We start from the raw sequence: 23,459 nt of genomic DNA on the forward strand, positions 1-23,459 counted from the left end.
CGAGATGAACGCCCCTTTGCAAGGCCACGCGGCCAGCAACCTGATCGCCAACACGCAAGCGCTGCTGGCGGTCGACAACGTCAGCCTCGAATACCGCACGCCACAACGGGTGGTGCGTGCCACGCATCAGGTCAGTTTCGAGATCGATCCGGCGGATCGCTTTGTATTGCTCGGGCCGTCCGGTTGCGGCAAATCGACCTTGCTCAAAGCGGTCGCCGGGTTCATTGCGCCGTGCGAAGGCGAGATCCGTTTGCAGGGCCAGCGTGTTGATGCGCCGGGGCCGGACCGGATTGTGGTGTTTCAGGAGTTCGATCAACTGCCACCGTGGAAAACCGTCAAACAGAACGTGATGTTTCCGCTGTTGGCATCGCGCACGTTGAAGAAAAAGCAGGCTGAAGAGCGGGCGCTGCACTATCTGGAAAAAGTCGGTCTGGCAGCGTTTGCCGATGCCTATCCGCACACCTTGTCCGGTGGCATGAAGGCGCGCGTGGCGATTGCCCGGGCGCTGGCGATGCAACCGAAAATCCTCCTGATGGACGAGCCGTTCGCCGCGCTGGATGCGCTGACCCGACGCAAGATGCAGGAAGAGTTGCTGCTGCTCTGGGAAGAGGTGCGCTTCACGCTGCTGTTCGTCACGCACTCGATTGAAGAGGCGCTGGTGGTCGGTAATCGCATCCTGTTGCTGTCGCCGCATCCAGGGCGGGTGCGGGCGGAAGTGCACAGCCATCAATACGATCTGCAAAGCCTTGGCGGTGTCGCGTTTCAGGAATCGGCGCGACGCATACATCGTTTGTTGTTCGACGAAGGCCAGTCGCCGGAAACCGAACGTGAACATGACTTCAACGATATTCGCATCGCTTATTGAGCGGCCAGGAGGATTGCCCGATGAGCCATTCATCATCCGTACGACAAGAGTTTGAAACCGTTCTAGAGCCGCTGACCAGTGTGCCGGTCGAGCGCGAATTGCCGCTCGGTCAACGACTGTGGCAACAGAGCTGGCTGCGTAAAAGCCTGATTCTGATTTTGCTCGCGGTGCTTTGGGAAATCGTTGCCCGGGTGCAAAACAATGATTTGTTGCTACCGAGTTTTTTGCAGACGAGTCACGCGTTGTATGACGGTCTGCTTAGTGGCGAGTTGTTGAGCAAGGTGTGGATATCTTTGGTGGTGCTGCTCAAGGGTTATTTGATCGGCATCATATTGGCGTTTGGTTTGACGACGCTGGCGGTCTCGACCCAGTTTGGCCGGGATCTGCTGAGCACGCTGACCTCGATGTTCAACCCGCTGCCAGCGATTGCCTTACTACCGCTGGCGCTGCTGTGGTTCGGGCTGGGGCAGAACAGCCTGATTTTTGTGTTGGTGCATTCGGTGTTGTGGGCATTGGCGCTGAACACCTACGCCGGGTTTCTCGGAGTTTCGGAAACCCTGCGCATGGCCGGGCGCAACTATGGTTTGAAGGGCATGCGCTTTGTGTTGTTCATCCTGATTCCGGCGGCGCTGCCGTCAATTCTTGCCGGGCTGAAAATCGGTTGGGCCTTCGCCTGGCGCACGTTGATCGCGGCTGAACTGGTGTTCGGCGCGACCAGCGGCAAGGGTGGGCTCGGTTGGTACATCTTCCAGAATCGCAATGAGCTGTACACCGATAAGGTGTTTGCCGGGTTGGCGGTGGTGATCCTGATCGGTTTGCTGGTGGAGAATCTGGTCTTCGACACGCTGGAGCGGGTGACGGTGAAACGCTGGGGCATGCAACGCTGAGAATCAAAAGATCGCAGCGTGCCGCAGCTCCTACAGGGGAATGCATTCCAAGGTAGGAGCTGCCGAAGGCTGCGATCTTTTGATCTGCTAGCATTGCGCACAGATCAATCCAGATCAGCCATGAGTGCTCAGCATGCAACTCCCGGACATGAACCTTCTGGTCGCCCTCGACGCTTTACTCGACGAAGGCAGCGTAGTCGGCGCCGCACGGCGGATGAACCTCAGTCCGGCAGCCATGAGCCGCACCCTGACGCGTATCCGCGAAGCCATCGGCGATCCGATTCTGGTGCGCGCCGGTCGCGGACTGGTGCCGACCCCCAAAGCATTGGAGTTGCGCGAGCAGGTTCGCGACGTGGTCGAGCAAGCCGCGCTGCTGTTTCGCTCGGCAGACGCTGTCGAACTGAGCACGTTGCGCCGGCGCTTCAGCATTCGCGCCAACGACTTCTTCATTGGCGTGTACGGCGGCAAACTGTTCGATACCCTCGACCAACAGGCACCGCACTGCGAGTTGCGCTTTGTCCCGGAAGGCGACGGTGACGATGAGGCGCTGCGCGAAGGGCGGATCGATCTGAGCGTCAGCAATACCCGGCCGGTCACCCCGGAAGTCAAAGTACAGAATCTGTTCTCCACCCATTTTGTCGGTCTGGTGCGTGAAGACCATCCGTTGCTGGACGGCGAAATCACTGCCGAGCGCTACGCCGGGTTTTCGCATATCAGCATGTCGCGCCGTGGCATCGCACGCGGGCCGATTGATACGGCGTTGAATGCGCTGGGCCTGGAGCGGCGAGTGGCGGTGATTGCACCGAGTTTCCACGCGGCGATGTTTGCGCTGCCGGACTCGGATCTGATCCTGCCGGTGCCCAAAGAGGCGCTGCTGAGTGTGCGTCGATTGGGGCTGAAACTGCGCTCGTTCGACCTGCCGATCCCGTTGCCGACCTTGATGCTGACCCAGGCCTGGCACCCGCGTTTCGACAAGGACCCGGCGCACCGCTGGCTGCGGGAAACCCTCAAGACTTGCTGCGACGAAACCTGGCTCGCGGCCCAGCCCTAACCCTGAAGCTCAAACAAAACCCTGTAGGAGTGAGCCTGCTCGCGATAGCGGTTTATCAGTTAACGAAGATATCGACTGAAACGACGCCATCGCGAGCAGGCTCACTCCTACAGGGTTAATTGCTGTGTCTGGTGCACTTATAAACTGCCAATAAGTCAATTTTCGTCAGCACTAAGCCTTACTAAAATGCTCCGGTATTTTTCCCTCCGGAGTTTGTATCCATGACATCCCTGACGGTCCCGGCGCCACTTGCCGCCGCCAGTCCGAAGGCGGCCGTGCCACCGGTATTCGGGGCGCGGATCATCATCGGTCTGGTCGGTGTGCTGCTGGCGGTGCTGGTGTCCGGTCTCAACGAGATGGTGACCAAAGTTGCCCTCGCCGATATCCGTGGCGCGCTAGGCATCGGTTACGACGAAGGTACCTGGCTGGTCGCCAGTTACACCGCCACTTCAGTTGCCGCGATGGCGTTTGCGCCGTGGTGCTCGGTGACCTTCTCGCTGCGCCGTTTCACCCTGGTCGCGATCAGCTTGTTTACCTTGCTCGGCGTGCTCTGTCCGCTCGCCCCGAACTACGAAAGCCTTCTGCTGATGCGCACCCTGCAAGGCCTGGCCGGCGGTGCTCTGCCACCGATGCTGATGACCGTCGCCCTGCGTTTTCTGCCGGCCAATTTCAAGCTCTATGGCCTCGCCGGTTACGCGCTCACCGCCACGTTCGGTCCCGGCCTTGGCACGCCGCTGGCCGGAATGTGGACCGAGTTCGTCGGCTGGCAATGGACGTTCTGGCAGATCATCGCCCCGTGCCTGATCGCCATGCTGATGGTGGGTTATGGCATTCCTCAAGATCCGCTGCGCCTGGAACGCCTGAAGTCGTTCAACTGGAAAGGTTTGCTGCTGGGGTTCCCGGCGATCTGCATGCTGGTGATCGGCCTGTTGCAGGGCAATCGGCTGGACTGGTTCGAATCGAGTCTGATCTGCGCGTTGCTCGGTGCCGGGTCGCTGTTGCTGGTGGCATTTCTGATCAACGAATGGTCGCAACCGATTCCATTCTTTAAGTTGCAGATGCTCGGCATCCGCAACCTGTCATTCGCGTTGCTGACCCTGGCCGGCGTGCTGGTGGTGTTGCTGGCGGTGGTGGTGATTCCGTCGAGTTATCTGGCGCAGGTGCAGGGTTATCGGCCGGTGCAGACCGCGCCGATCATGTTGCTGGCGGCGTTGCCGCAGTTGATCGCGCTGCCGCTGGTGGCGGCGTTGTGCAACCTGCGTTGGGTCGATTGTCGCTGGGTTCTGGGCATCGGTTTGAGCATGTTGGCGCTGTCGTGTCTGGGCGGATCGCAACTGACTTCGGCGTGGATTCGCGATGATTTTTACGTGTTGCAGTGGTTGCAGATTTTCGGTCAGCCGATGGCGGTGCTGCCGTTGCTGATGCTGTCGACCGGCAGCATCACGCCGCTGGACGGGCCGTTCGCCTCGGCCTGGTTCAACACCGTGAAAGGCCTGGCTGCGGTGGTCGCCACGGGTGTGATCGAGGCGCTGACCACCGCGCGCCTGCACTTTCACTCGAGCATGTTGGTGGATCGCCTGGGCAACTCGCCGCTGGCTGCCAGTGACGATCCGGGGCTTGCCCATCGCCTGCACGAACAAGCCGTGGTGCTGACTTCTTCCGATCTTTATCTGTGCATGGCCGGCGTCGCGGTGACGCTGATCCTGCTGATTTTCTGGCTGCCGACGCGGATCTATCCGCCCCGTGCGCCGACCTGATTGCTTCACTGAAACAGAAGGTTTTTATGACGACTCAAGCAAAGCAAAAACTCGCGGTGGCTGTGGCGGCCGCGCTGGCTGTCGGCGTGCTGTTGTATCTGGCGGTGCCGGGGCTGTTCGGCAAACGCACCGAGCAAAAAACCAACGACGCGTTCGTTTCCGCCGACTTCACGTTGGTGGTGCCGCGTGTGGCCGGGTTCATCAAGCAAGTGCTGGTGGAAGACAACCAGCAAGTGAAGGCCGGGCAGTTGCTGGCGCTGATTGATGATCGCGATTTGCGCGCCGCCGCCGAAGCGGCCGATGCGCAAACACTGGTGGCCCGCGCGCAACTGCAAAACGCCAAAGCGACGCTGGAGCGTCAGACTTCGGTGATCGCTCAGGCGCAGGCGTCGGTGGTCTCGGCCAAGGCAGAAATGGCTTTCGCCCAGCAGGAACTGAATCGCTATAACCATCTGGCTGGCGTCGGTGCCGGCACGGTGCAGAGTGCTCAACAGGCACGTACGCGGATCGATCAAGCTTCTGCGCGGCTCGACACGGCCAGCGCGAAACTGGCGGCGGAGCGCAAGCAAGTGGAAATCCTCGCGGCCCAGCGTGATGCGGCCGAAGGGGGTTTGAAACACGCGCAAGCGGCGTTGGAAATGGCCAGTTTCGAGTTGTCCTACACGCGGATCACCGCGCCGCAGGACGGCATGGTTGGTGAGCGTGCGGTACGGGTTGGTGCGTACGTGACGCCGGGCAGCAAGTTGCTGGCGGTGGTGCCGTTGCAGCAGGCGTATGTGGTTGCTAACTTTCAGGAAACTCAACTTACTGACGTGAAGCCCGGGCAGGACGTGCAAGTGCGCGTCGACAGCCTCGGCGGCGAGCTGCTCAACGGTCGCGTCGAAAGCATCGCCCCGGCCACCGGCGTGACATTCGCGGCGGTGAAACCGGATAACGCCACGGGTAATTTCACCAAGGTCGTGCAGCGGATTCCGGTGAAAATTCTGCTGGAACCGGGCCAGCCACTGGCCGAGCGGTTGCGCGTTGGCATGTCGGTGGAGGCGAGTATCGATACCCGCAGTTCGGCGACCTCGGTGCGTGAGGTGACTCAGCGATGATTTTTGTTGAATCAGCCGACGCTATCGCTGGCAAGCCAGCTCCCACAGGATTTTTGCAGGTTGCCAAAAATCTGTATCCCATACAGAGCTCCCTGTGGGAGCTAGCTTGCCAGCGATGGGGCCATTGGCAGCAACTCACCCTCAGTGCCTTGCTCACAGTAAGCCTGAGCGCCTGCACCATCGGCCCCGATTTCCAGAAACCCCAAGCCACTCAAATCGCCGACTGGTCAAAACCAGCAAAATCCGCCCCCAGCCAAGCTGTCAGCGAGCATCTGAACGAACGCTGGTGGGAAGTCTTCAACGACCGCCAACTCTCCGCCCTGACCCAGCGCGCCGTACAGGACAACCTCGACCTGCAACTTGCCAGCAGCCGTCTGCAACAAAGCCGCGCCGCTCGCCAGGTGATCACCGCCGAGCGTTACCCGAATACCGCGGCCACCGGTAGCTACGGGCGTGAGCGCAACAGCGGCAAAGGCCTGAGCGATCCGTCGGGGCGTAACGGCAACGCGGCTTTCAATCTGTGGGACGCCGGTTTTTCCGCCTCGTGGGAATTGGATTTCTGGGGGCGTGTGCGCCGGGAAACCGAAGCCGCCGATGCCAATCTCGAAGTCGCGGAGAATGACCGTCGCGGCGTGCTGCTGGCGGTCCTTGCCGACACTGCGCAGAACTACATCCAGTTGCGCGGTGTGCAGAACACCCGTGCGGTGACCGAGCAGAACCTTGACGTCGCTCGCCACAGCCTCAAGCTCTCGCAACTGCGTCTGGCCGACGGGGTGGCGACTGATCTGGACGTCGCCGAAGCTGCCGCGCAAGTTGCCGCCATCGAATCGCGTTTACCGGCGCTGGAGCAGCGTCAGGCACAACTGATCAATGCGATCAGTCTGTTGATGGGCGAACCGCCGCAAGCCTTGGCCAAACAGTTATCCACAGACGCGCCAGTGCCGCAGTCGCCGCTCGAAGTCGCTATCGGCCTGCCGTCGCAATTGGCCGAACGCCGTCCGGACATCCGTCAGGCCGAGGCTCGACTGCATGCCGCCACCGCGAACATTGGTGTGGCGAAGGGCGATTTCTATCCACGCATCACCCTGTCCGGCAACCTCGGCTCGCAAGCCATGCAGCTCAGCGATTTCGGTTCCTGGGGCTCGCGCGCCTTCGGCATCGGCCCACAATTCAGCCTGCCATTGTTCGACGGCGGCCGTTTGCGCGGCATGCTGCAACTGCGTGAGGCCCAGCAACAGGAAGCGGCGATCGGTTATCAACAAACCGTGCTGCGCGCCTGGCACGAAATCGACGACCAACTCACCGCCTACAACGCCAGCCAACGCCGCCGCGACAGCCTTGCCGAAGCCGTGCGCCAGAACCAGATCGCCCTGCGCACCGCGCAACAGCAATACGTCGAAGGCGTCGTCGACTTCGTCAACGTCCTCACAGTGCAAGGTGCGTTGTTGGCCACTCAGGAGCAATGGGTCGAAAGCTCGACCGGGGTTTCGCTGGCGATGGTGGGTTTGTACAAGGCGTTGGGTGGGGGATGGGAGTCGGTGTATCCGGTGGCGGCATCTGTTACCAATAATCCGGTTTAATCGCTGGTTTTTTGTGAGTGGGTACGCGGTCTGGAAGCTGATGCAGAAGCAACTCATCGGCGGTAATGACCCGTCGCAACCAGTGAGAGTGATCTTTCAACGAGCCGGGAGGTGGACGGCTGGACCCTACCCGATGAGGAAGGATTACGCCGATAGTCATATGCGGAAAATCCGCTCGTAAAGCTTTCAGGGCCGGTGTCATGTCGGTATCACTTGAGACCAGAACGATTTGTTGAATGCGCTCATGAGAATCCAGCACCGTTTGCTTGTTCGCCGTGCGATACATACTGATTGCGATATGAACGTCTGTTTCTTTCTCTTCCAGCTTCCAGATATCGACTTTGTCCTGGCGTGAGGCTTCAGTATGCCGGTCGACAAATCTTGGAGCTTTTGCCGGTTCCAACTGATGACGGCCAAAATGGACCGTCACATTTGTTGCGCGCAAAGCTTTTATATAAGCATCTTGAGCTTCTTTGGATAGTCGACCACGAGTTGCTAACTGAGGTTTGATGGGAGAGGTGAAGTAATCGACCGAGACGATCGAGTTTTCCGGATTCTCGACGTGCGCGATATGTGCGAGAAGGTCTCTCAGGTTCAGCCATTTATAGGGCGTACCAGCAAGTAATCCGTAGAACAAGTTGTAGCCATCGACAAAGAAAGCTGTGCGCACGAATAGTGTTCCTCAGAAACGAAAAAACCGGCCTAGGCCGGTTTTTTCATCCCCAACTGCCAGCGAACTGAATCGCTACGTACGGGGTTGAGTAAGGCAATCCTAGATTGAACGCGTCACGCAGGTCAACCGTCATTTGATCACCGCTCACTCGGCTGATTTTTTTCAGCACCGGCCATCCAGTTTCGTTTGCACAACTGCGCCTTGGTCAAGCTTTTCACCTGCTCCTTTATTAAGAGTTGTTACCAACGCAGGGCGATATACCTCTTGTTTACAAAAAGCTATGAGTTGTCTGTCGCGCCTTACGGTTTGATCGATAAGGCCACTCTGTAATTTGTGTAGGAAGTTATACAGAGCCTGTCGGTCTCTGAAATCTTTAGAGCAGCTTGAATGGCCTTGATGTTTTTGAAACAACACATTTCCAAGCAATGATGGCCTTTCGCTTGACGCTAACCCCCGCTGTCGTAGACTCCGCACATCCGTCAGGGAGTAGCGGTCATGCAGCGTTTTCGTGTTTGGGTTATCGGATTGACCTTTGTAACGTGCGTGGTTCAGGCGCAAACGCCCGGGCCAGACGATCCGCTGCTGGATAACGCCGCACCCGGAGCGGCGACTTCGAATAGCGAAGCACGCGGTGTGCTGCGGGCCAAGGATCAGGCGGTTCTGGCTAGCGAGTTGTCCGGACGGATTGTCGAGTTGCCTTTCAGTGAGGGCGAGTCGTTCAAAAAGGGCGATACCCTGGCAAGATTCGATTGTTCGGCCTATCAGGCTCAGTTGAATGCTGCGCAGGCGGCCAATCGCGGGGCGGGTGAAGAGCTGGCGCACAACAAGCAATTGGCCGCGCTCAATTCAGTCGGGCGTTTCGAAGTGGCGCGGGCCGAGGCCAAGGTCAGCGAAACCCAGGCGCAATCTCAGGTTTATCAGGTACAGGTCAAACGCTGCAGTGTGATCGCGCCGTTCGACGGTCAAGTGGTCGAGCGCAAGGTGCAGCGTTTTGAAAGTGTGCCGGCCGGTGCACCGCTGCTGGACGTGGTGGATAACCGCACGCTGGAGATCCATCTGCTGGTGCCGTCGCGCTGGATGGCCAAACTCAAACCCGGTCAGACATTCAGCTTCGTTCCCGACGAAACCGGCCAGCCACTCGATGCCACGGTGAAACGCCTTGGCGCGCGAATCGATGAGGGCAGTCAGACGCTGTTGCTGGTCGCAACACTGCCGAACGCGAGTGGTTTGCTCGCCGGCATGAGCGGCACGGCGCGTTTTGCGGAGCTCAAGTGAACGCCCCGGTCAGTGGCGGCGCCGAACAGGTGTTCGCCCGCTTCCTCGATCTCGAGCGCCAGACTCGCGCTGCCCGCGATGTACCGCAACTGGCCTACAGCCTGGTCAATGACGGCCAGTCGTTGTTCGGCTTTCGCCATGCCGCGCTGTTGATCGCCGGCAAGGTGCAGGCAGTCACTGGCGTCAGTGCCGTGGAGCCGAATGCGCCGTTCGTGGCGTTCGTCGAGCAGGCTGTTGCGCAGTTGTTCAAGCAGGATGTGCTGAAGCAGGCGCGGGTGATCGAGCCGGAAATGGTCGGCGAATCGATTCAGGCCGACTGGCGCAGTTTGTCTGCCGCGCAGGTGTTCTGGTTGCCGCTGGTGGACCGCGAAGGGCAGGTGTTCGGCGGTTTGTGGCTGGCCCGCGATGTGCCGTGGAATCCTTCGGAACAAGTGCTGCTGTCGCAACTCGGCGACACCTACAGCCACGCCTGGCTGGCGCTGCAACCGCGTAAACCGTGGCGGCTGCGCTGGACGCGTAAACGTCAGGTGGCGCTGGTCGCCGTATTGTTGTTGGGTTTGTTGATTCCGGTGCGCCAATCGGTGCTGGCCCCGGCCGAAGTGGTGCCGCAGGGCGGCCGTGTGGTGGCGGCGCCGCTGGACGGGGTGATCGCCGAGTTTCTGGTGAAACCCAATCAGCCGGTGAAAACCGGTGACCTGCTGCTGCGCTTCGAAAGCACCACGCTCAAGGCTCAGGCTGACGTTGCCGAACGGGCGTTGGGGGTGGCCGAGGCCGAATTGAAATCCAATTCCCAGCGTTCGTTTACCGATGCCGAATCCAGCTCCCGGGTCGATTTGCTCGCTGCTCGTGCCGAGCAAAAACGCGCCGAACGTGATTATGCCCGCGAATTGCTCAACCGCAGCGAAGTGCGTGCCGAGCGCGACGGCATCGCGGTGTTTGCCGATGCCGAGCGCTTGACGGGCAGACCGGTGCAGACCGGCGAACGGCTGATGGAAATCGCCGATCCGACTCAGGCCGAATTGCGCATTGAGCTGGCGGTGGGGGACGCGATCTCGCTGGACCCCGGCGCCGAAGTTGCGCTGTTTCTCGACAGCGATCCGCTCAAGCGTCATCTCGCAACGCTCGAACGCTCGGCCTACGAAGCGCAACCGACCGCAGGTGGACAGCTGGCTTATCGTCTGGACGCCAATTTTGCCGAGGCTCCGCCGCGTATCGGTCTGCGCGGTACGGCGAAAATATTCGGCGATCGTGCGCCGCTGGCGTTGTATCTGCTGCGCCGGCCATTGGCGGGCCTGCGTCAAAGCGTAGGTCTGTAAATGAACCTGCCGAGACTGCGCGCCGATTTACAGTTGTCGCCCGCAGCCCCGGCGCTGGACGGCTCGCCGCGCTGGACGCTGGCCGATCCGGTGCGCGGGCGCTATTTCAAACTCGGCGCAGCGGCGATGCGTCTGTTGCGGCACTGGTCGCTGGGCGACGCCGAACAAGTGCTGCGCGCGGCGAATCGTGAACCGGGTCTGCCGCTGGATGGCAGCGAACTTGAGCAGTTGCTGGAGTTTCTCCGTGGGCACGATTTGATCAGTGCGCTCGACGATCAGCAGCGCGCCAGTTACCGGCTCAAAGCCTTGGCCCAGCGTCAGAGCCTGTGGAAAATCCTCCTGCATCAATATCTGTTTTTCCGTATTCCGCTGTGGCGCCCGGACGCGTTTCTCAATCGCGCCTGGCCATGGCTGGAACGTTACGGCCCGCGCCTGTTGCGCTATGGCTTGCCGGCAACGCTAGGTCTCGGGGTGTTTCTGGTGTCGCGGGACTGGCAGCGCTTTGTCGGTACGTTTCCGCATCTGTTCAGCCTCGGCGGCGCGCTGGCGTTCGGCGTGGCGCTGTTTTTTGCCAAGCTCTGTCATGAGTTCGGCCACGCATTCATGGCCAAGCGCGCCGGGTGTCGGGTGCAGAGCATGGGCGTGGCGTTCATGGTGCTGCTGCCGATGTTTTATACCGATGTCAGCGATGCCTGGCGGGTCAATGATCGACGCGCACGGCTGCTGATCGGTGCTGGCGGGGTGCTGGCGGAATTGCTGTTGGCCTGTATTGCGCTGTTGGTCTGGTCGCTTTTGCCTGACGGGCCGGGACGCACCGCGGCCTTCATGCTGGCCAGCGCCACCTGGATCACCACGCTGGTAGTCAACCTCAACCCGTTCATGCGGTTTGACGGCTACTTTCTGATCAGTGATTTGTGGGAGGTCGACAATCTTCAGGGGCGGGCGTTTGCCTTGTGTCGCTGGCGATTGCGCGAGTTTTTGTTCGGCTACGGCGCACCGGCGCCCGAGCCTTGGTCGCCGAAGATGCAACGGCGTTTGCTGATCTGGGGGTATGGCTCGTGGTTGTGGCGTGCGGCGTTGTTTTTCGGGATCGCGTTGGCGGTCTATCACCTGTTCTTCAAGGTGTTGGGGATTTTCCTGATGCTGGTGGAATTGGTGTGGTTCATCTTTCTGCCAATCATGAATGAGTGGCGCCAGTGGTGGAGCCGCCGCGATCAGGCCCACGCGCCGCGAGTCTTGCTCAGCGCTCTGGTGCTGCTTGGCCTGTTGCTGGTGCTGATCGTGCCGTGGCGCAGCGCCGTGGAATTGCCGACGATGCTCGAGGCCGGGCGCGCCAGTGCCTTGCATGCACCGGCAGCGGCGCGGGTCAAAGCGTTGAACGTCGTGGACGGCCAGAAAGTCGCACAGGGCGATGTGCTGATTGAGCTTGAATCGCCGGATCTCGATTCGAAACTGGCCATCGTGCGCCGGGAAATCCAGATCCAGCAGTTGCTGATGCGACGTCAGGCCGGACGCAGTGAAACCGCCGCCGACGCCGGTATCGTCGAACAGAAACTCGCTGAAGCCGTGGCCGAATATCGCGGGCTGAGCGCACAACGCGAGCGTCTGTCGTTGCGCGCACCGCACGCCGGCACGGTGCGAGATTTGCTGCCGAACCTGAGCGTTGGCCGTTGGCTGTCGAGCACGGATGCGCTGGCGCGGGTGGTCGAGGACGGTGCTCGCTTGCGCGGGTATCTGGCCGAAGCCGAACTGTGGCGGGTTAAGCCGGGCGCCAGCGGGCGGTTTATTGCCGACGACCCGATGCACCCGGCGCTGGCCGTGCAGTTGAACGAAATCGATACCAACGGCGTGGCGTATGTCGATCAGGAAGCGCTGACATCCGATCACCACGGACCGATTGCCGTGCGCCGCGATCAACAGCAGCGGGCAGAGCCGGTGCAGGCGCAATACGGCGCACGACTGGCTACGCTTGAGGCGGCGCCGACCCCGATGCAGCCTCTGCGCGGCGTGGTGGTGTTGCAGGGCAGCGGCGAGTCATTGCTGGGTGTCGCCTGGCGGCGATTGGCGGCGCTCGGTATCAGGGAAAGTGGTTTTTAACGGAGAGCGGCGATGGCGGGTAACTCGGCAGTGGCGGCAAACGGATTGGTGGTGCGACCTTCGGTGACCGCTGACGGTGCGTTTCTGCAAAGCCTGTATCAGAAGGCGCGCCCCGATCTGCAATTGATCGATGGCGAGCAGGAACAGGTGCAGCAAATCGTTGCGCAGCAGTTTCAGGTGCAGGAGCAGGGCATGGGCGAAAGCTATCCCAACGCCATGCACTACGTGGTCGAGAAACTCGGCACGGCCATCGGCGCGCTGAGTACCGATTTCGGCCCCAACGAGATTCGCGTGCTGTACCTGGCGTTCATCCCCCAGGCACGCGGCAAGGGTTATGGCCGCGAAGTGCTGCAAGGCGTACAAAAAGCCGCGCAACAGATCCGCTGCCCGGTGGCCACGGTGGTCTGGACGAACAACCCGCATGCACGCCGGCATTACCTGGCGCTGGGGTTTGCCGTTGAAGAAAGCAATCCTGCCGCCGAGCGCCTCGTCTGGTACCCGCAATAACAATCACACCACAGCCCCCTGTAGGAGCTGCCGAAGGCTGCGATCTTTTGATCTTGTTCTCAGAAAGAAAAATCAAAAGATCACAATACCGCTCCTGTATAGAGCGATCAGTTGAAGGTGATATGAAAGTAACCCAATTGCGGATCACGTCCCATCGGCGGCACTCGTGACACGAAAATGCCCTGCACCCGCCCAAGCTCGGGTAACTCCAGCGCACACAGGCCATCGACAAATTCGGTTGGAGTCAGGCTGTTCAGCTCGACACTGAACGGCATGCGCTCGCTGTAGCGCATTTTTGCCAAGGGGTTTTCTTCCAGTTGCCCGATATGGACTTGCAGCGTACTGCCGTCGGGCAGATGCAGGGTGCCGATTCGACCCAGTAGCGCTTCGAAGTTTTGGCTTCTAACGGTTTGCAGCATGTCTTGCTCCAGCCAGGTGAGTGCCGAGGGAGCGTGCTCCCCCGGCGGTCAATCAGTTACGTGAAGGGAAGATACCTTGCAGCGCAATGCTGAAGTTGAGCACCAGATACGGGTTCATGATCGGCATCGGCTGACCGTTGCCGGTGGGTGAGATTGTCCCGGCGATGGTAGTGGCCACACCTTTGAGCGCAACGGGTGAAGCGCCTTGGGCGTCGGAATAGATATTCGCCAGACCGGGACCGGTACCGGAAGCGCCGATGTAGGAGTTTGTCGCGGTGGGTGTACCGAGCGGATTGCTTGCAGGGTTAGCCAGTTGCAGCGTGGTGGTGGCAGAAAGGCCCGTCAGGGCGTGCGTGTGGTTCGGCAGATTGTTGAGAGTGGCAGTGACTTGTTCGGTACCGGAAATTTCACCCATCACTCGAGTTGTCAGGCCCCCGCCAGTTCCTTGGCAGATCGGCATGCGGCTTTGCAGGTTGGGCAGTCCGAAAGTCGTGGTGCCGTTACCGCCATAGGTGGTTCCCAACAACGCAAACAACGCGTTGTACTGCGCGATGCTCATCATCTGACCGTTGCACGCCGCCCAGCCGCTGGGTGCATAGTTAAAGGCAAACGTCAGAACAGTACCCATGTAAACGTCCATAGTCCTCATCCCTTCAGGTTATTGGTCGGCGGGCCACTCGCGGTTTCGGCCGGTTTCCATGCCTTTCCTTTCGCAGCCAGGTCACGCCACGCCAGAGCGTAGACCCGGTTTGACACGACTGCCGGATGTCGTGAATGAGTAATCCGCCATCGACGGCTATCCTGTCGCTGACCTAAAGTGACTGGCAGGTTTCGGGGTCATACGGTCGTGGTTTTCCGGCGTAGCAAGAGGATGTAATGGCAGCACACAGAGAAACGCCGATTGGCGACACGCAAGAACCTCGCGCGGTCCCGGGGGCATGGCTGGTTGCCCTGCGTCTGATTCGATGGGCCAGAGAACACTGGCTGCTGCCGATCATGTTGCTGGCGGCGGTGGTGCGTTGTTACGACCTGACGGCCGCGTCGATCTGGTTCGACGAAGGTTCCAGCGTGCTGCTGAGCCAGTTTTCACTGGCGGACATCTGGGTGCGTGCAGCGCACGACGTGCATCCGCCGCTGTATTTCATGTTGCTGCATGGCTGGATCGGGCTGTTCGGCGACGGCATGCTGTCGATTCGCAGCATGAGTGCGATACCCGGGATCATCACCGTTGGCCTCGGCGTGTGGCTGGTGGATCTGCTCGCAACCCGGCGTGCCGCGTTGCTGGCCGGTTTGCTGCTGGCGCTGTTGCCCACTGCCGTGCGTTACAGCCAGGAAGTGCGCATGTATGCGTTGCTTGGCATGTGGCTGATCGGCGCGACCATTGCCTTGGTGTACTGGGTCCGGCAACCACGGCGGCATCGCTATCTGGTGGCTTATGCGCTGTTGATGACGGCAGCGTTCTACACCCATTACTTCACCGCTTTGTGCGTGATCAGTCACTGGCTGTATCTGGCGGCGGTGCGCGTGCAGCCGGGGTATCGACTGCGGCATATCCAGCGCCCGGCCTGGTGGCTGGCGAATCTGGCGATTGCACTGGCATACCTGCCGTGGGTGCCCAATCTGGTCGATCTGCTGCAGCACATCCCTGAGCTCAAGGCCAGTAACGATATTGGCTGGGAAGACCCGGTGACCCTGGTCTCGCTGCCGTCGATGGTCTGGTCGCTGCTGATCCAGGACGATGGCGGGACTTTTCCGGTCTGGCTGTTCATGACCCTGCCGTTGGCATTGCTGGCGCTTATCGGCGTCGCGCTACGACGTGATCGCAGTGTTTTTCGCGGCAGCTTGCTGCTGCTGTGCTACAGCGTGGTGCCGATCCTGCTGGTGTTTGTGGTGTCGTTCATCTCGCCGGTATTCATCGAGCGTTACCTGACGGCCTATGCGCTGGGGTTGCCGATGCTGGTGGCGCTGGCGATTGATCGGCTGTACACAGGCTTTCGCGTGCTGGCGCTGGCGATTCTGGTGCTGTTCGTTGGCGTTGAGCTGATAGGCGTGAAGAACAACGCCACGGTCGACAGCAATGATCAGTTTGGTGTGCTGGTCGACTACGTCAACCGGCACTTCACCGAGGGCGACCGGATCGTCACCAGCGACATGATGTGGTACCTGAGTTACGTCTACTACAACCGCACCGATGCGCAGATTCGTCTATACACCCCGAATGCCGCGGACGGCCATTCCACGCGCCCCAATGCTTACGGGTTCGGTACGCTGGTCAGCAATGACGTCTACCTGGACCGTTTGACCGATTTGCCAAACGGCAGCGGCCGGGTGTGGTTGATCGGCACCCTGGACGAGCCGAATGATTTTGCGGCACTGCCAGAGGGTTGGCAGCGGCGCAGTGACATGCATGCTGCGGGCGCTTTTGCACGTCTGTACCAGACGCCGCCAGACACCGGGAAACCGGGGGGATGAGCGCTAAATCGATTCATCAGCCGAGTCATACGAATTTTCGATTTATTTGGCTCGAATAGTTTCGATTTGATATCAAAACACCACTAGTCGAAAGGACATTGTTGAACTACATTTGTCGGACAAAAGGACTTCCGACTACGGTGAAGGGATTGCAGCAGTTCCACTTTATCTCCGGCTTGCCGCGCTCAGGCTCGACCCTGCTTTCTGCAATTCTTTTGCAGAACCCGCGTTTTCATGCCGGCATGACCAGTCCAGTGGGCTCGTTGTTTTCCGGAGTCCTCGATCAATGCAGCGCCGGCAGCGAGTTCGGCGCGGTGATCGACACCGACCTGCGCCGGCGCCTGCTGCGAGGTCTGTTCGACTCGTTCTACGCCGACAAGGCCGACAAACCCGTGGTATTCGACACCAACCGCCAGTGGAGCTCGCGCCTGCCGGCGATCAACGATCTGTTCCCCAAAGCCAAAGTCATCGCCTGCGTGCGCAACGTCGCCTGGGTGATGGACAGTCTCGAGCGGCTGTACCGCGCCAACCCCTATGAAAACACCAAGCTGTTCGGCGATGCCGTCGAGCGCAACACCGTCTACAGCCGCTGCGAAACTCTCGCTCAGCGCAATCGTCTGGTGGGTTTTGCCTGGGCGGCGCTCAAGGAAGCCTATTACGGCGAACACGCCGACTCTTTGCTGATCATCGATTACGACTTGCTCAGTCAGGCCCCGGAGCGGGTGTTGCGGCTGGTCTATGACTTTATCGGCGAACCGTGGTTCGAACACGATTTCGAACATCTGGCGTATGACGCGCCAGAGTTCGACCAAGGCCTGGGCCTTGCCGGCCTGCACAAGGTCAAACCCAGGGTTGCCTTGCAGTCGCGGCGCACGATTCTGCCGCCGGACTTGTTCAAGCAATACGCCGATTTGTCCTTTTGGCTCGATGGCTCAGCCAGCGCCGCCAATGTCATTCGTATGAAGTCCGACGCCGCGATCAGTTGATCGCGGCGTTTTTCATTGATGCGTTAACAACTGCGTTCGATTGCGGGTGAGCAACATGTGGTGGACCCTGTTTGGCGGTGCAAAGGTAAAGTCGCGGGCAACCGAGGGCCGGCGTTCGCTGGCCACGCCGATGATCATGCCGCTGGAACCGCGCATGCTGTTCGACGGCGCAGTCGCAGCCACCGTGGCCGATACGGCAGCCCAGGCCGACAGCCATCCTGCCGCTGATGCAGCGAAGACGCCGACTGCCGATCACCCGAGCGTCAGCAAGGACACTCACGGTCAGGCTGACGCCACACCGGCCGCCAGCCCCGTCGCGGTACCGGGGCAGAGCGTGGTGTTCGTCGATTCCCGGGTCAAGGACGCCGACAGTCTGCTGCAGGGCGTTGCGCCGGGCACGCAAGTGGTCAAACTCGATGCAACCAAGGACGGCCTGCAACAGATCGCCGACTATCTCGATCACCATCAAGGCATCAGCTCGGTGCAGATCATCGCTCACGGCAATGCCGGCGATCTGTGGCTGGGTGACAGCTATCTGTCAGCCGACAACGTCGCCCAACGCAGCGCGGTTCTCGCTGAAATCGGCAAGGACATGAACGTCGGCGGCGACATTCTGATCTACGGCTGCTACACCGCCGAAGGTGATCGCGGCCTGAGTTTCGTTGACTCTCTGGCGCAACTGACCGGGCGCGACATTGCAGCATCGAACAACCGCACCGGGGTCGGCGGCGACTGGAATCTGGAGATCGCTACCGGCAACATCGAAAGCGCCAACGTGCTCTCGACCAAAGCCATGAGCGAATATCAGTGGGGCCTGGCCACCTGGACCGCGACCAACAACCTCAATACCGGTGTCGGCTCGTTGCGCGCGGCACTGGCGTCGGCGCAGAACGGTGACATTGTCACGTTCAGTTCCGGCATGACCGTCCAGCTCACCTCTGAGCTGCTGATCAACAAGAGCATTACCGTCGATGGCGACTTGAACAACGACGGCGTGGCCGATGTGACGCTCGACGGCCAATACAAAACCCGCGTGGTGGAAGTCACTTCCGGCAACACGGTGACCCTCGACGGTCTGGTCATTACCCGAGGTCTGGTGGCCGCTACCGGTGGTAACGGCGGCGCAGCGGCGGCGAGCGCCATGGGCGGCGGGATTTTCAACGCCGGCATCCTCACTCTGAATAACGTCACGGTAACTGCCAACGCCGCTTCCGGCGGTGGCGGTGGCGGTGGTGTCACCGGCGGCTACGTCGGTGGCGGCGGTGGTGGCGGTGGCGGTATCGGTGGGCAGGTCGGCGGTCACGGCGGTGTTGCCGGCCCCGGCACCGGGACCTATGCAGGGGGTGCTGGCAGCACTAACGCGGGAGGTTACGGTGGCGGCTACTCTCCTACCGACATGGGTGGTCGCGGCGGCACCAGCACGGGTGGCGTGGGCGGCAACGGCGGTAGTGCCGGCGCCGGCTACAGCCACGGCGGGAATGGTGGCACGGCGAGCAATGGCACGATTTCCATTGGCGGCGGTGGTGGCGGCTCGGGTTGGGACAAGGTCGGTGGCGTCGGTGCCAATGCGGCGGGCGGCATCTACAACGCGTCGAGCGGCACTTTGAAGATCATCGGCACCTCGGTGATCAGCAACAATATCGCGGCCGGTGGCGGCGGTGGTGGCGGCGGCGGCGTTGGCAGCAACGGCGCCAACGGCGGTGACGGTGGCCGTGGCGTCGGCGCGATCTGGAACAACGGCGGCGTGGTGCTGATTACTGCGAGCAACTTTGCCGCGATCAGTGGCAACGCCGCCGCCAGTGGTGGCGGTGGCCTTTCGAACGGTGGTTCGACCGGCAATACACCGAGTGCTCTGGCAGGGATTTTCAACAATGGCGGCACGCTCAACACCGCCTATGTAGAACCGCCGACCGCAACCATCGTGGTCGCCGATACGGCCCTGTCCATCGGTGAATCGTCACTGGTGACCATCACCTTCAGTCGCGCAGTGACTGGTTTCACCACTGCTGACCTGACGGTTGCCAACGGCACGCTGACGGGCCTTTCCAGTAGCGATGGCGGTATCACCTGGACCGCGACTTTCACACCAACCAATAGCATTACTGACACCACCAACCTGATCACCCTCGATAACACGGGCGTGGTCGCAGTCTCTGACGGTGTGGCGGGCGTCGGCACCACCAACTCCAACAACTACGCGATCGACACAGTCCGTCCGACTGCGACCATCGCGATGGGCGATACGGCACTCAAGATAGGCGACGCCTCTTTGGTGACCATCACCTTCAGCGAAGCCGTGACCGGTTTTACCAACGCCGATCTGACCATTGCCAACGGCACGCTGACGGCGGTAAGCAGTGCCGATGGCGGCATTACCTGGACAGCGACTTTCACGCCGACCAGCAACATCAATGACGCCACCAACGTGGTGACGCTGGACAACACCGGTGTTGCCGATCTGGCCGGCAACGCCGGCACGGGCAGCACCAATTCAGCCAATTACGTCGTCGATACCGTGCGCCCGACCGCGACCGTGGTGGTCGCCGACAACAATCTGATCATCGGCGAAACCTCGCTGGTGACCATCACCTTCAGCGAAGCGGTCAGCGGGTTTACCAACGCTGATCTGACGATTGCCAACGGCACGCTGACCGCGGTCACCAGCGCTGATGGCGGGATCACCTGGACAGCAACGTTTACCCCCAACAGCAGCGTCAACGACGCCACTAACCTGATCACTCTGAACAATGCTGGAGTGACAGACCTGGCCGGTAATGCGGGAGCGGGCACCACCGACTCGAACAATTATGTGATCGACACCGCCCCGCCGAGCGCCACTATCGTGGTCGCCGACACCGCGCTGAAAATCGGTGAAACCTCACTGGTCACGATCACCTTCAGCGAGGCTGTCAGCGGTTTCACCAACGCTGACCTGACACTCGCCAACGGCACGCTGACGGCGGTGAGCAGCGCAGACGGTGGCATCACCTGGACGGCAACCTTCACGCCAACCTCCAACATCACCGACACCACCAACGTCATCACGCTGGACAACACTGGTGTCGCTGACCTGTCAGGAAATGCCGGCGCCGGCACCACAAATTCGAACAACTACGCAGTCGACACCCAGCGCCCGACCTCGACTATCGTGTTCGCGCAAAGCAACCTGAAAATCGGCGATTCATCGCAGGTAACCATCACCTTCAGCGAAGCGGTGAGCGGTTTCACCAACGCTGACCTGACGATTGCCAACGGCTCGCTGACGGCGGTGAGCAGTGCTGACGGCGGCGTTACCTGGACGGCAACTTTTACCCCGTCAGCCGCCATCAATGACGCCACCAACGTGGTGACGCTGGATAACACCGGCATTGCCGATCTGGCCGGCAACGCCGGCAGCGGCACCACTACGTCGAACAACTACAGCATCGACACGCAACGCCCGACCGCAACCATCGTGCTCGCCGATCCAACCCTGAGCGCCGGTGAAACTTCGCTGGTGACCATCACCTTCAGCGAAGCGGTGAGCGGTTTCACCAACGCCGACCTGACGATTGCCAACGGCACGCTGAGCGCGGTAAGCAGCAGCGACGGCGGCATTACCTGGACCGCAACGTTCACCCCGGCGGTGGGCGTCAACGATGCCACCAACGTGATTACCCTCGCCAATGCCGGCATCGCTGACCTTGCGGGCAATGCGGGCGCCGGGACCACCAATTCCGGCAACTACACCATCGACACCGTGTTGCCGACCGCGACCATTGTGGTCGCCGACAATGCGCTGAACATTGGTGAGACCTCGCTGGTCACTATCACCTTCAGCGAGGCGGTCACCGGTTTCACCAACGCTGACCTGACCATCGCCAACGGCACTTTGACCGCGGTAAGCAGCAGTGACGGCGGGATTACCTGGACCGCAACGTTTACTCCAACGACCAGCATCACTGACGCCACCAACGTGATCACCCTCGACAACAGCGGCGTGCAGAATGCATCAGGCAATGCCGGCAGCGGCACCACCAACTCCAACAGTTACGCCATCGACACCCAGCGTCCGACCGCGACCATCGTGGTTGCCGATACGGCGCTGGGAGTTGGCCAGACCACCACAGTGACCATTACTTTCAGCGAAGCGGTGAGCGGACTCACTCAGGCTGACCTGACCGTAGCCAACGGCACATTGTCCGGGCTGACCACCTCGGACAACATCACATTCACCGCGACCTTCACCCCGACGGTCGGCATCACCGACACCAGCAATCTGATCACTCTGGACAACACCGGCATCGCCGATGTGGCTGGCAACGCCGGCAGCGGCACCACCGACTCGAACAATTATGTGATCGACAGTCAGCGTCCGACTGCGACTATCGTCATCAGCGACAATGACCTGCGGCCCGGCGAAACGGCGCTGGTGACCATCACCTTCAGCGAGGCCGTGACCGGTTTCGACAACTCCGATCTGAGCGTCGCCAATGGCACGTTGAGCAACGTGACATCGAGTGACGGCGGCATCACCTGGACCGCCACGTTCACGCCGACCATCGGCGTTACCGACGCGACCAACCTGATCGTCCTCAATAACGCTGGCATCAGTGATCTGGCCGGCAATACCGGCACTGGCACCACCAATTCGAGCAATTATCAGGTCGATACCGAGGTGCCGACTGCGACCATCGTTGTCGCGGACACCGCGTTGAAAGCAGGCGAATCCTCACTGGTGACCATCACCTTCAGCGAGGCCGTCAGCGGTTTCACCACAGCCGACCTGACCGTCGCCAACGGCACGCTGAGCAACCTTTCGTCGAGCGACGGCGGCGTTACCTGGACGGCAAATTTCACGCCGACCAGCAACATCACCGACACCACTAACCTGATTGTCCTCGACAACAGCGGCGTGACCAACGCCTCGGGCAACGCGGGCGTGGGCACCACCGATTCGAACAACTTCGCCATCGACACCGCGCTGCCGACCGCGACCATCGTGGTTGCCGACAATCGTTTGGGTATCGGTGAAACCACCACGGTGACCATCACTTTCAGTGAAGCGGTCAGTGGCTTCGATCTGTCGGATATCAGTGTCGCCAACGGTGCGTTGTCGAACCTGCTCAGCAGTGACGGCGGCAAGACCTGGACTGCCACGCTGACCCCGACCGCCAACGTCAACGACACGACCAACCTGATCGTGCTCGACACTTCGGGTGTGCAGGACCTCGCCGGAAACGCTGGCGCCAGCATCGCCATTTCCAACAACTACATACTGGATGCGACCCGGCCGACCGTGAATATCGTGGTCGCCAACCCGCACATCGGTATCGGCCAGACCACGCAGGTGACCTTCACTTTCAGCGAGACGGTGAGCAACTTCGATCTGTCTGATCTGAGCGTGACCAACGGTGATCTGAGCAATCTGAGCAGCAGCGACGGCGGCAAGACCTGGACCGCGACGTTCACCCCGACCGCCAATGTCACCGACCCGAGCAACTTCATCGCGCTGGACACCAGCAACGTCACCGACCTGGCAGGCAACACCGGCAACACCGTGACGGTGTCGAACAACTACGCGATCGACAGTGAACGACCGACTGCGACTGTCGTCATCGGCAATCCGAATCTGGGTCTCGGCCAGACTTCGCCGGTGACGATCACCTTCAACGAAGCCGTCAGCGGATTTGATCTGGCCGACATCAATGTGGCCAACGGCACGCTGTCGAACCTGAGCAGCAGTGACGGTGGCAAAACCTGGACCGCGACCCTGACGCCGAACGCCAACGTCAGCAGCACCAGCAACGCGATCAGCGTCAACAGTGCCGGGGTCAGTGATCAGTCAGGCAACAGCGGCAGTGGCACGAGTCAGTCCGGCAACTACGCGATCAACACCGTGCCGCCGATTGTTCCGCCATCGACGCCGACCTCACCGATTGTGGTGGTGCCGCCCGATCCGGAATTCCGTGCCGGCGATCCAGTGGTTTTGCCGCCGCAACCTAACGTGCCGCTGCAACCGATTATCTTCACTCCGCCCACCGGCGATCTCGGTTCGCCGCTGACCTTCGCTCCGTTGTTCGAGCAGCGAGTAATCGGCGATGGCCTGCGGCCGCTGGGCGACATCTTCATGAACCACGGCGCGCTGAGCCCGAGCTTCATTGCTCAGGTGTTCTCCGACAGCAACTACGGCGACGGCTCGGGTCATGGCTTCCTCGGATTTGGCGGCGGCGATGGCGGGGTGTTTGGCAGCAGTACGCTGTCGAGCCTGTTCAACCAGGGCAGCGACAGCGATCGCGATGCGTTGAACGCCTTCGATCATCACTCGATCAAGGGCGGCGATATTTCCCAGGGGCTGCGCGGAGTATTTGGCGCACCGACGCTGGGTCAGCAACTGCAACAACTCAAGGACAGTGAACAGCACCGGGTCGATGACCTGGCGGCGGCATTGCAACAGGTCGGTATCAGCGAAATATCGGCCTGAACCAACAAAACTAC

General features: G+C 60.7%; 16 protein-coding genes. 13 read left to right on the top strand and 3 right to left on the bottom strand.

The genetic code is table 11. From position 1 onward, the window contains the following. Positions 1-4 precede the first annotated feature (4 nt). From ACIOZM_RS06180 to ACIOZM_RS06205, 6 genes are all read left to right on the top strand, one after another. Positions 5-865, top strand: a complete 861-nt coding sequence (locus ACIOZM_RS06180; RefSeq protein WP_401210751.1) for an ABC transporter ATP-binding protein — start codon at positions 5-7, stop codon at positions 863-865. A 20-nt stretch (positions 866-885) separates the two neighbouring features. After that, a complete protein-coding gene (locus ACIOZM_RS06185; RefSeq protein ID WP_401210753.1) occupies positions 886-1,752 on the top strand; it encodes an ABC transporter permease in 867 nt (288 codons plus the stop codon). Positions 1,753-1,885: 133 nt separating this feature from the next. Next, positions 1,886-2,803, top strand: a complete 918-nt coding sequence (locus ACIOZM_RS06190) for a LysR family transcriptional regulator (RefSeq protein WP_401210756.1) — start codon at positions 1,886-1,888, stop codon at positions 2,801-2,803. A 221-nt stretch (positions 2,804-3,024) separates the two neighbouring features. Beyond that, positions 3,025-4,560 (top strand): MFS transporter, encoded by a 1,536-nt coding sequence (locus ACIOZM_RS06195; RefSeq protein WP_401210759.1) that lies wholly within the window; start codon positions 3,025-3,027, stop codon positions 4,558-4,560. 26 nt (positions 4,561-4,586) lie between these two features. Next, complete coding sequence (locus tag ACIOZM_RS06200; RefSeq protein ID WP_401210762.1) at positions 4,587-5,657, top strand: HlyD family secretion protein; 1,071 nt, start codon at positions 4,587-4,589, stop codon at positions 5,655-5,657. After that, on the top strand, positions 5,654-7,237 hold the full coding sequence (locus tag ACIOZM_RS06205; protein ID WP_401210765.1) for an efflux transporter outer membrane subunit: 1,584 nt from the start codon (positions 5,654-5,656) through the stop codon (positions 7,235-7,237). The genes ACIOZM_RS06200 and ACIOZM_RS06205 overlap by 4 nt, the downstream gene beginning before the upstream one ends. On the opposite strand, the gene ACIOZM_RS06210 is transcribed toward ACIOZM_RS06205, so the two are convergent. Beyond that, the gene (locus ACIOZM_RS06210; protein WP_401210768.1) at positions 7,218-7,907 is read right to left on the bottom strand and encodes an NYN domain-containing protein; all 690 of its coding nucleotides are present in this window, start codon (positions 7,905-7,907) and stop codon (positions 7,218-7,220) included. The two genes, ACIOZM_RS06205 and ACIOZM_RS06210, sit on opposite strands and share 20 nt — an antisense overlap. Before the next feature lie 498 nt (positions 7,908-8,405). Here ACIOZM_RS06210 and ACIOZM_RS06215 point away from each other — a divergent pair, with 498 nt between their 5' ends. From ACIOZM_RS06215 to ACIOZM_RS06230, 4 genes are read left to right on the top strand one after another with little or no spacing between them, the layout of a single operon-like run. Beyond that, entirely contained in the window at positions 8,406-9,185 is a 780-nt protein-coding gene (locus tag ACIOZM_RS06215; RefSeq protein ID WP_401210771.1) for an efflux RND transporter periplasmic adaptor subunit, read from the top strand. Continuing rightward, entirely contained in the window at positions 9,182-10,501 is a 1,320-nt protein-coding gene (locus ACIOZM_RS06220; protein WP_401210774.1) for an efflux RND transporter periplasmic adaptor subunit, read from the top strand. Before ACIOZM_RS06215 ends, ACIOZM_RS06220 begins: the two co-directional genes overlap by 4 nt. Further along, entirely contained in the window at positions 10,502-12,598 is a 2,097-nt protein-coding gene (locus tag ACIOZM_RS06225; RefSeq protein ID WP_401210777.1) for a biotin/lipoyl-binding protein, read from the top strand. Between the two features lie 12 nt (positions 12,599-12,610). Continuing rightward, the gene (locus ACIOZM_RS06230; RefSeq protein WP_401210780.1) at positions 12,611-13,105 is read left to right on the top strand and encodes a GNAT family N-acetyltransferase; all 495 of its coding nucleotides are present in this window, start codon (positions 12,611-12,613) and stop codon (positions 13,103-13,105) included. A 107-nt stretch (positions 13,106-13,212) separates the two neighbouring features. On the opposite strand, the gene ACIOZM_RS06235 is transcribed toward ACIOZM_RS06230, so the two are convergent. Both ACIOZM_RS06235 and ACIOZM_RS06240 read right to left on the bottom strand, forming a co-directional pair. After that, on the bottom strand, positions 13,213-13,524 hold the full coding sequence (locus ACIOZM_RS06235) for a DUF6916 family protein (protein WP_401210782.1): 312 nt from the start codon (positions 13,522-13,524) through the stop codon (positions 13,213-13,215). Between the two features lie 52 nt (positions 13,525-13,576). Continuing rightward, positions 13,577-14,164, bottom strand: coding sequence for a phage tail protein (locus ACIOZM_RS06240; protein WP_401210785.1), 588 nt, complete (start codon positions 14,162-14,164; stop codon positions 13,577-13,579). Positions 14,165-14,400: 236 nt separating this feature from the next. Between ACIOZM_RS06240 and ACIOZM_RS06245 the strand changes: the two genes are divergently transcribed. The 3 genes from ACIOZM_RS06245 (at position 14,401) to ACIOZM_RS06255 (ending at position 23,445) form a co-directional block, all read left to right on the top strand. Beyond that, on the top strand, positions 14,401-15,996 hold the full coding sequence (locus ACIOZM_RS06245) for a glycosyltransferase family 39 protein (RefSeq protein WP_401210787.1): 1,596 nt from the start codon (positions 14,401-14,403) through the stop codon (positions 15,994-15,996). A 140-nt stretch (positions 15,997-16,136) separates the two neighbouring features. Continuing rightward, on the top strand, positions 16,137-16,982 hold the full coding sequence (locus ACIOZM_RS06250; RefSeq protein WP_401210789.1) for a sulfotransferase family protein: 846 nt from the start codon (positions 16,137-16,139) through the stop codon (positions 16,980-16,982). Between the two features lie 55 nt (positions 16,983-17,037). Further along, complete coding sequence (locus tag ACIOZM_RS06255) at positions 17,038-23,445, top strand: Ig-like domain-containing protein (RefSeq protein ID WP_401210792.1); 6,408 nt, start codon at positions 17,038-17,040, stop codon at positions 23,443-23,445. The last annotated feature ends 14 nt before the right edge of the window (positions 23,446-23,459 follow it).

This window comes from Pseudomonas sp. NPDC087346 (genome assembly GCF_044744235.1).
In the GTDB taxonomy this organism is placed as follows: domain Bacteria; phylum Pseudomonadota; class Gammaproteobacteria; order Pseudomonadales; family Pseudomonadaceae; genus Aquipseudomonas.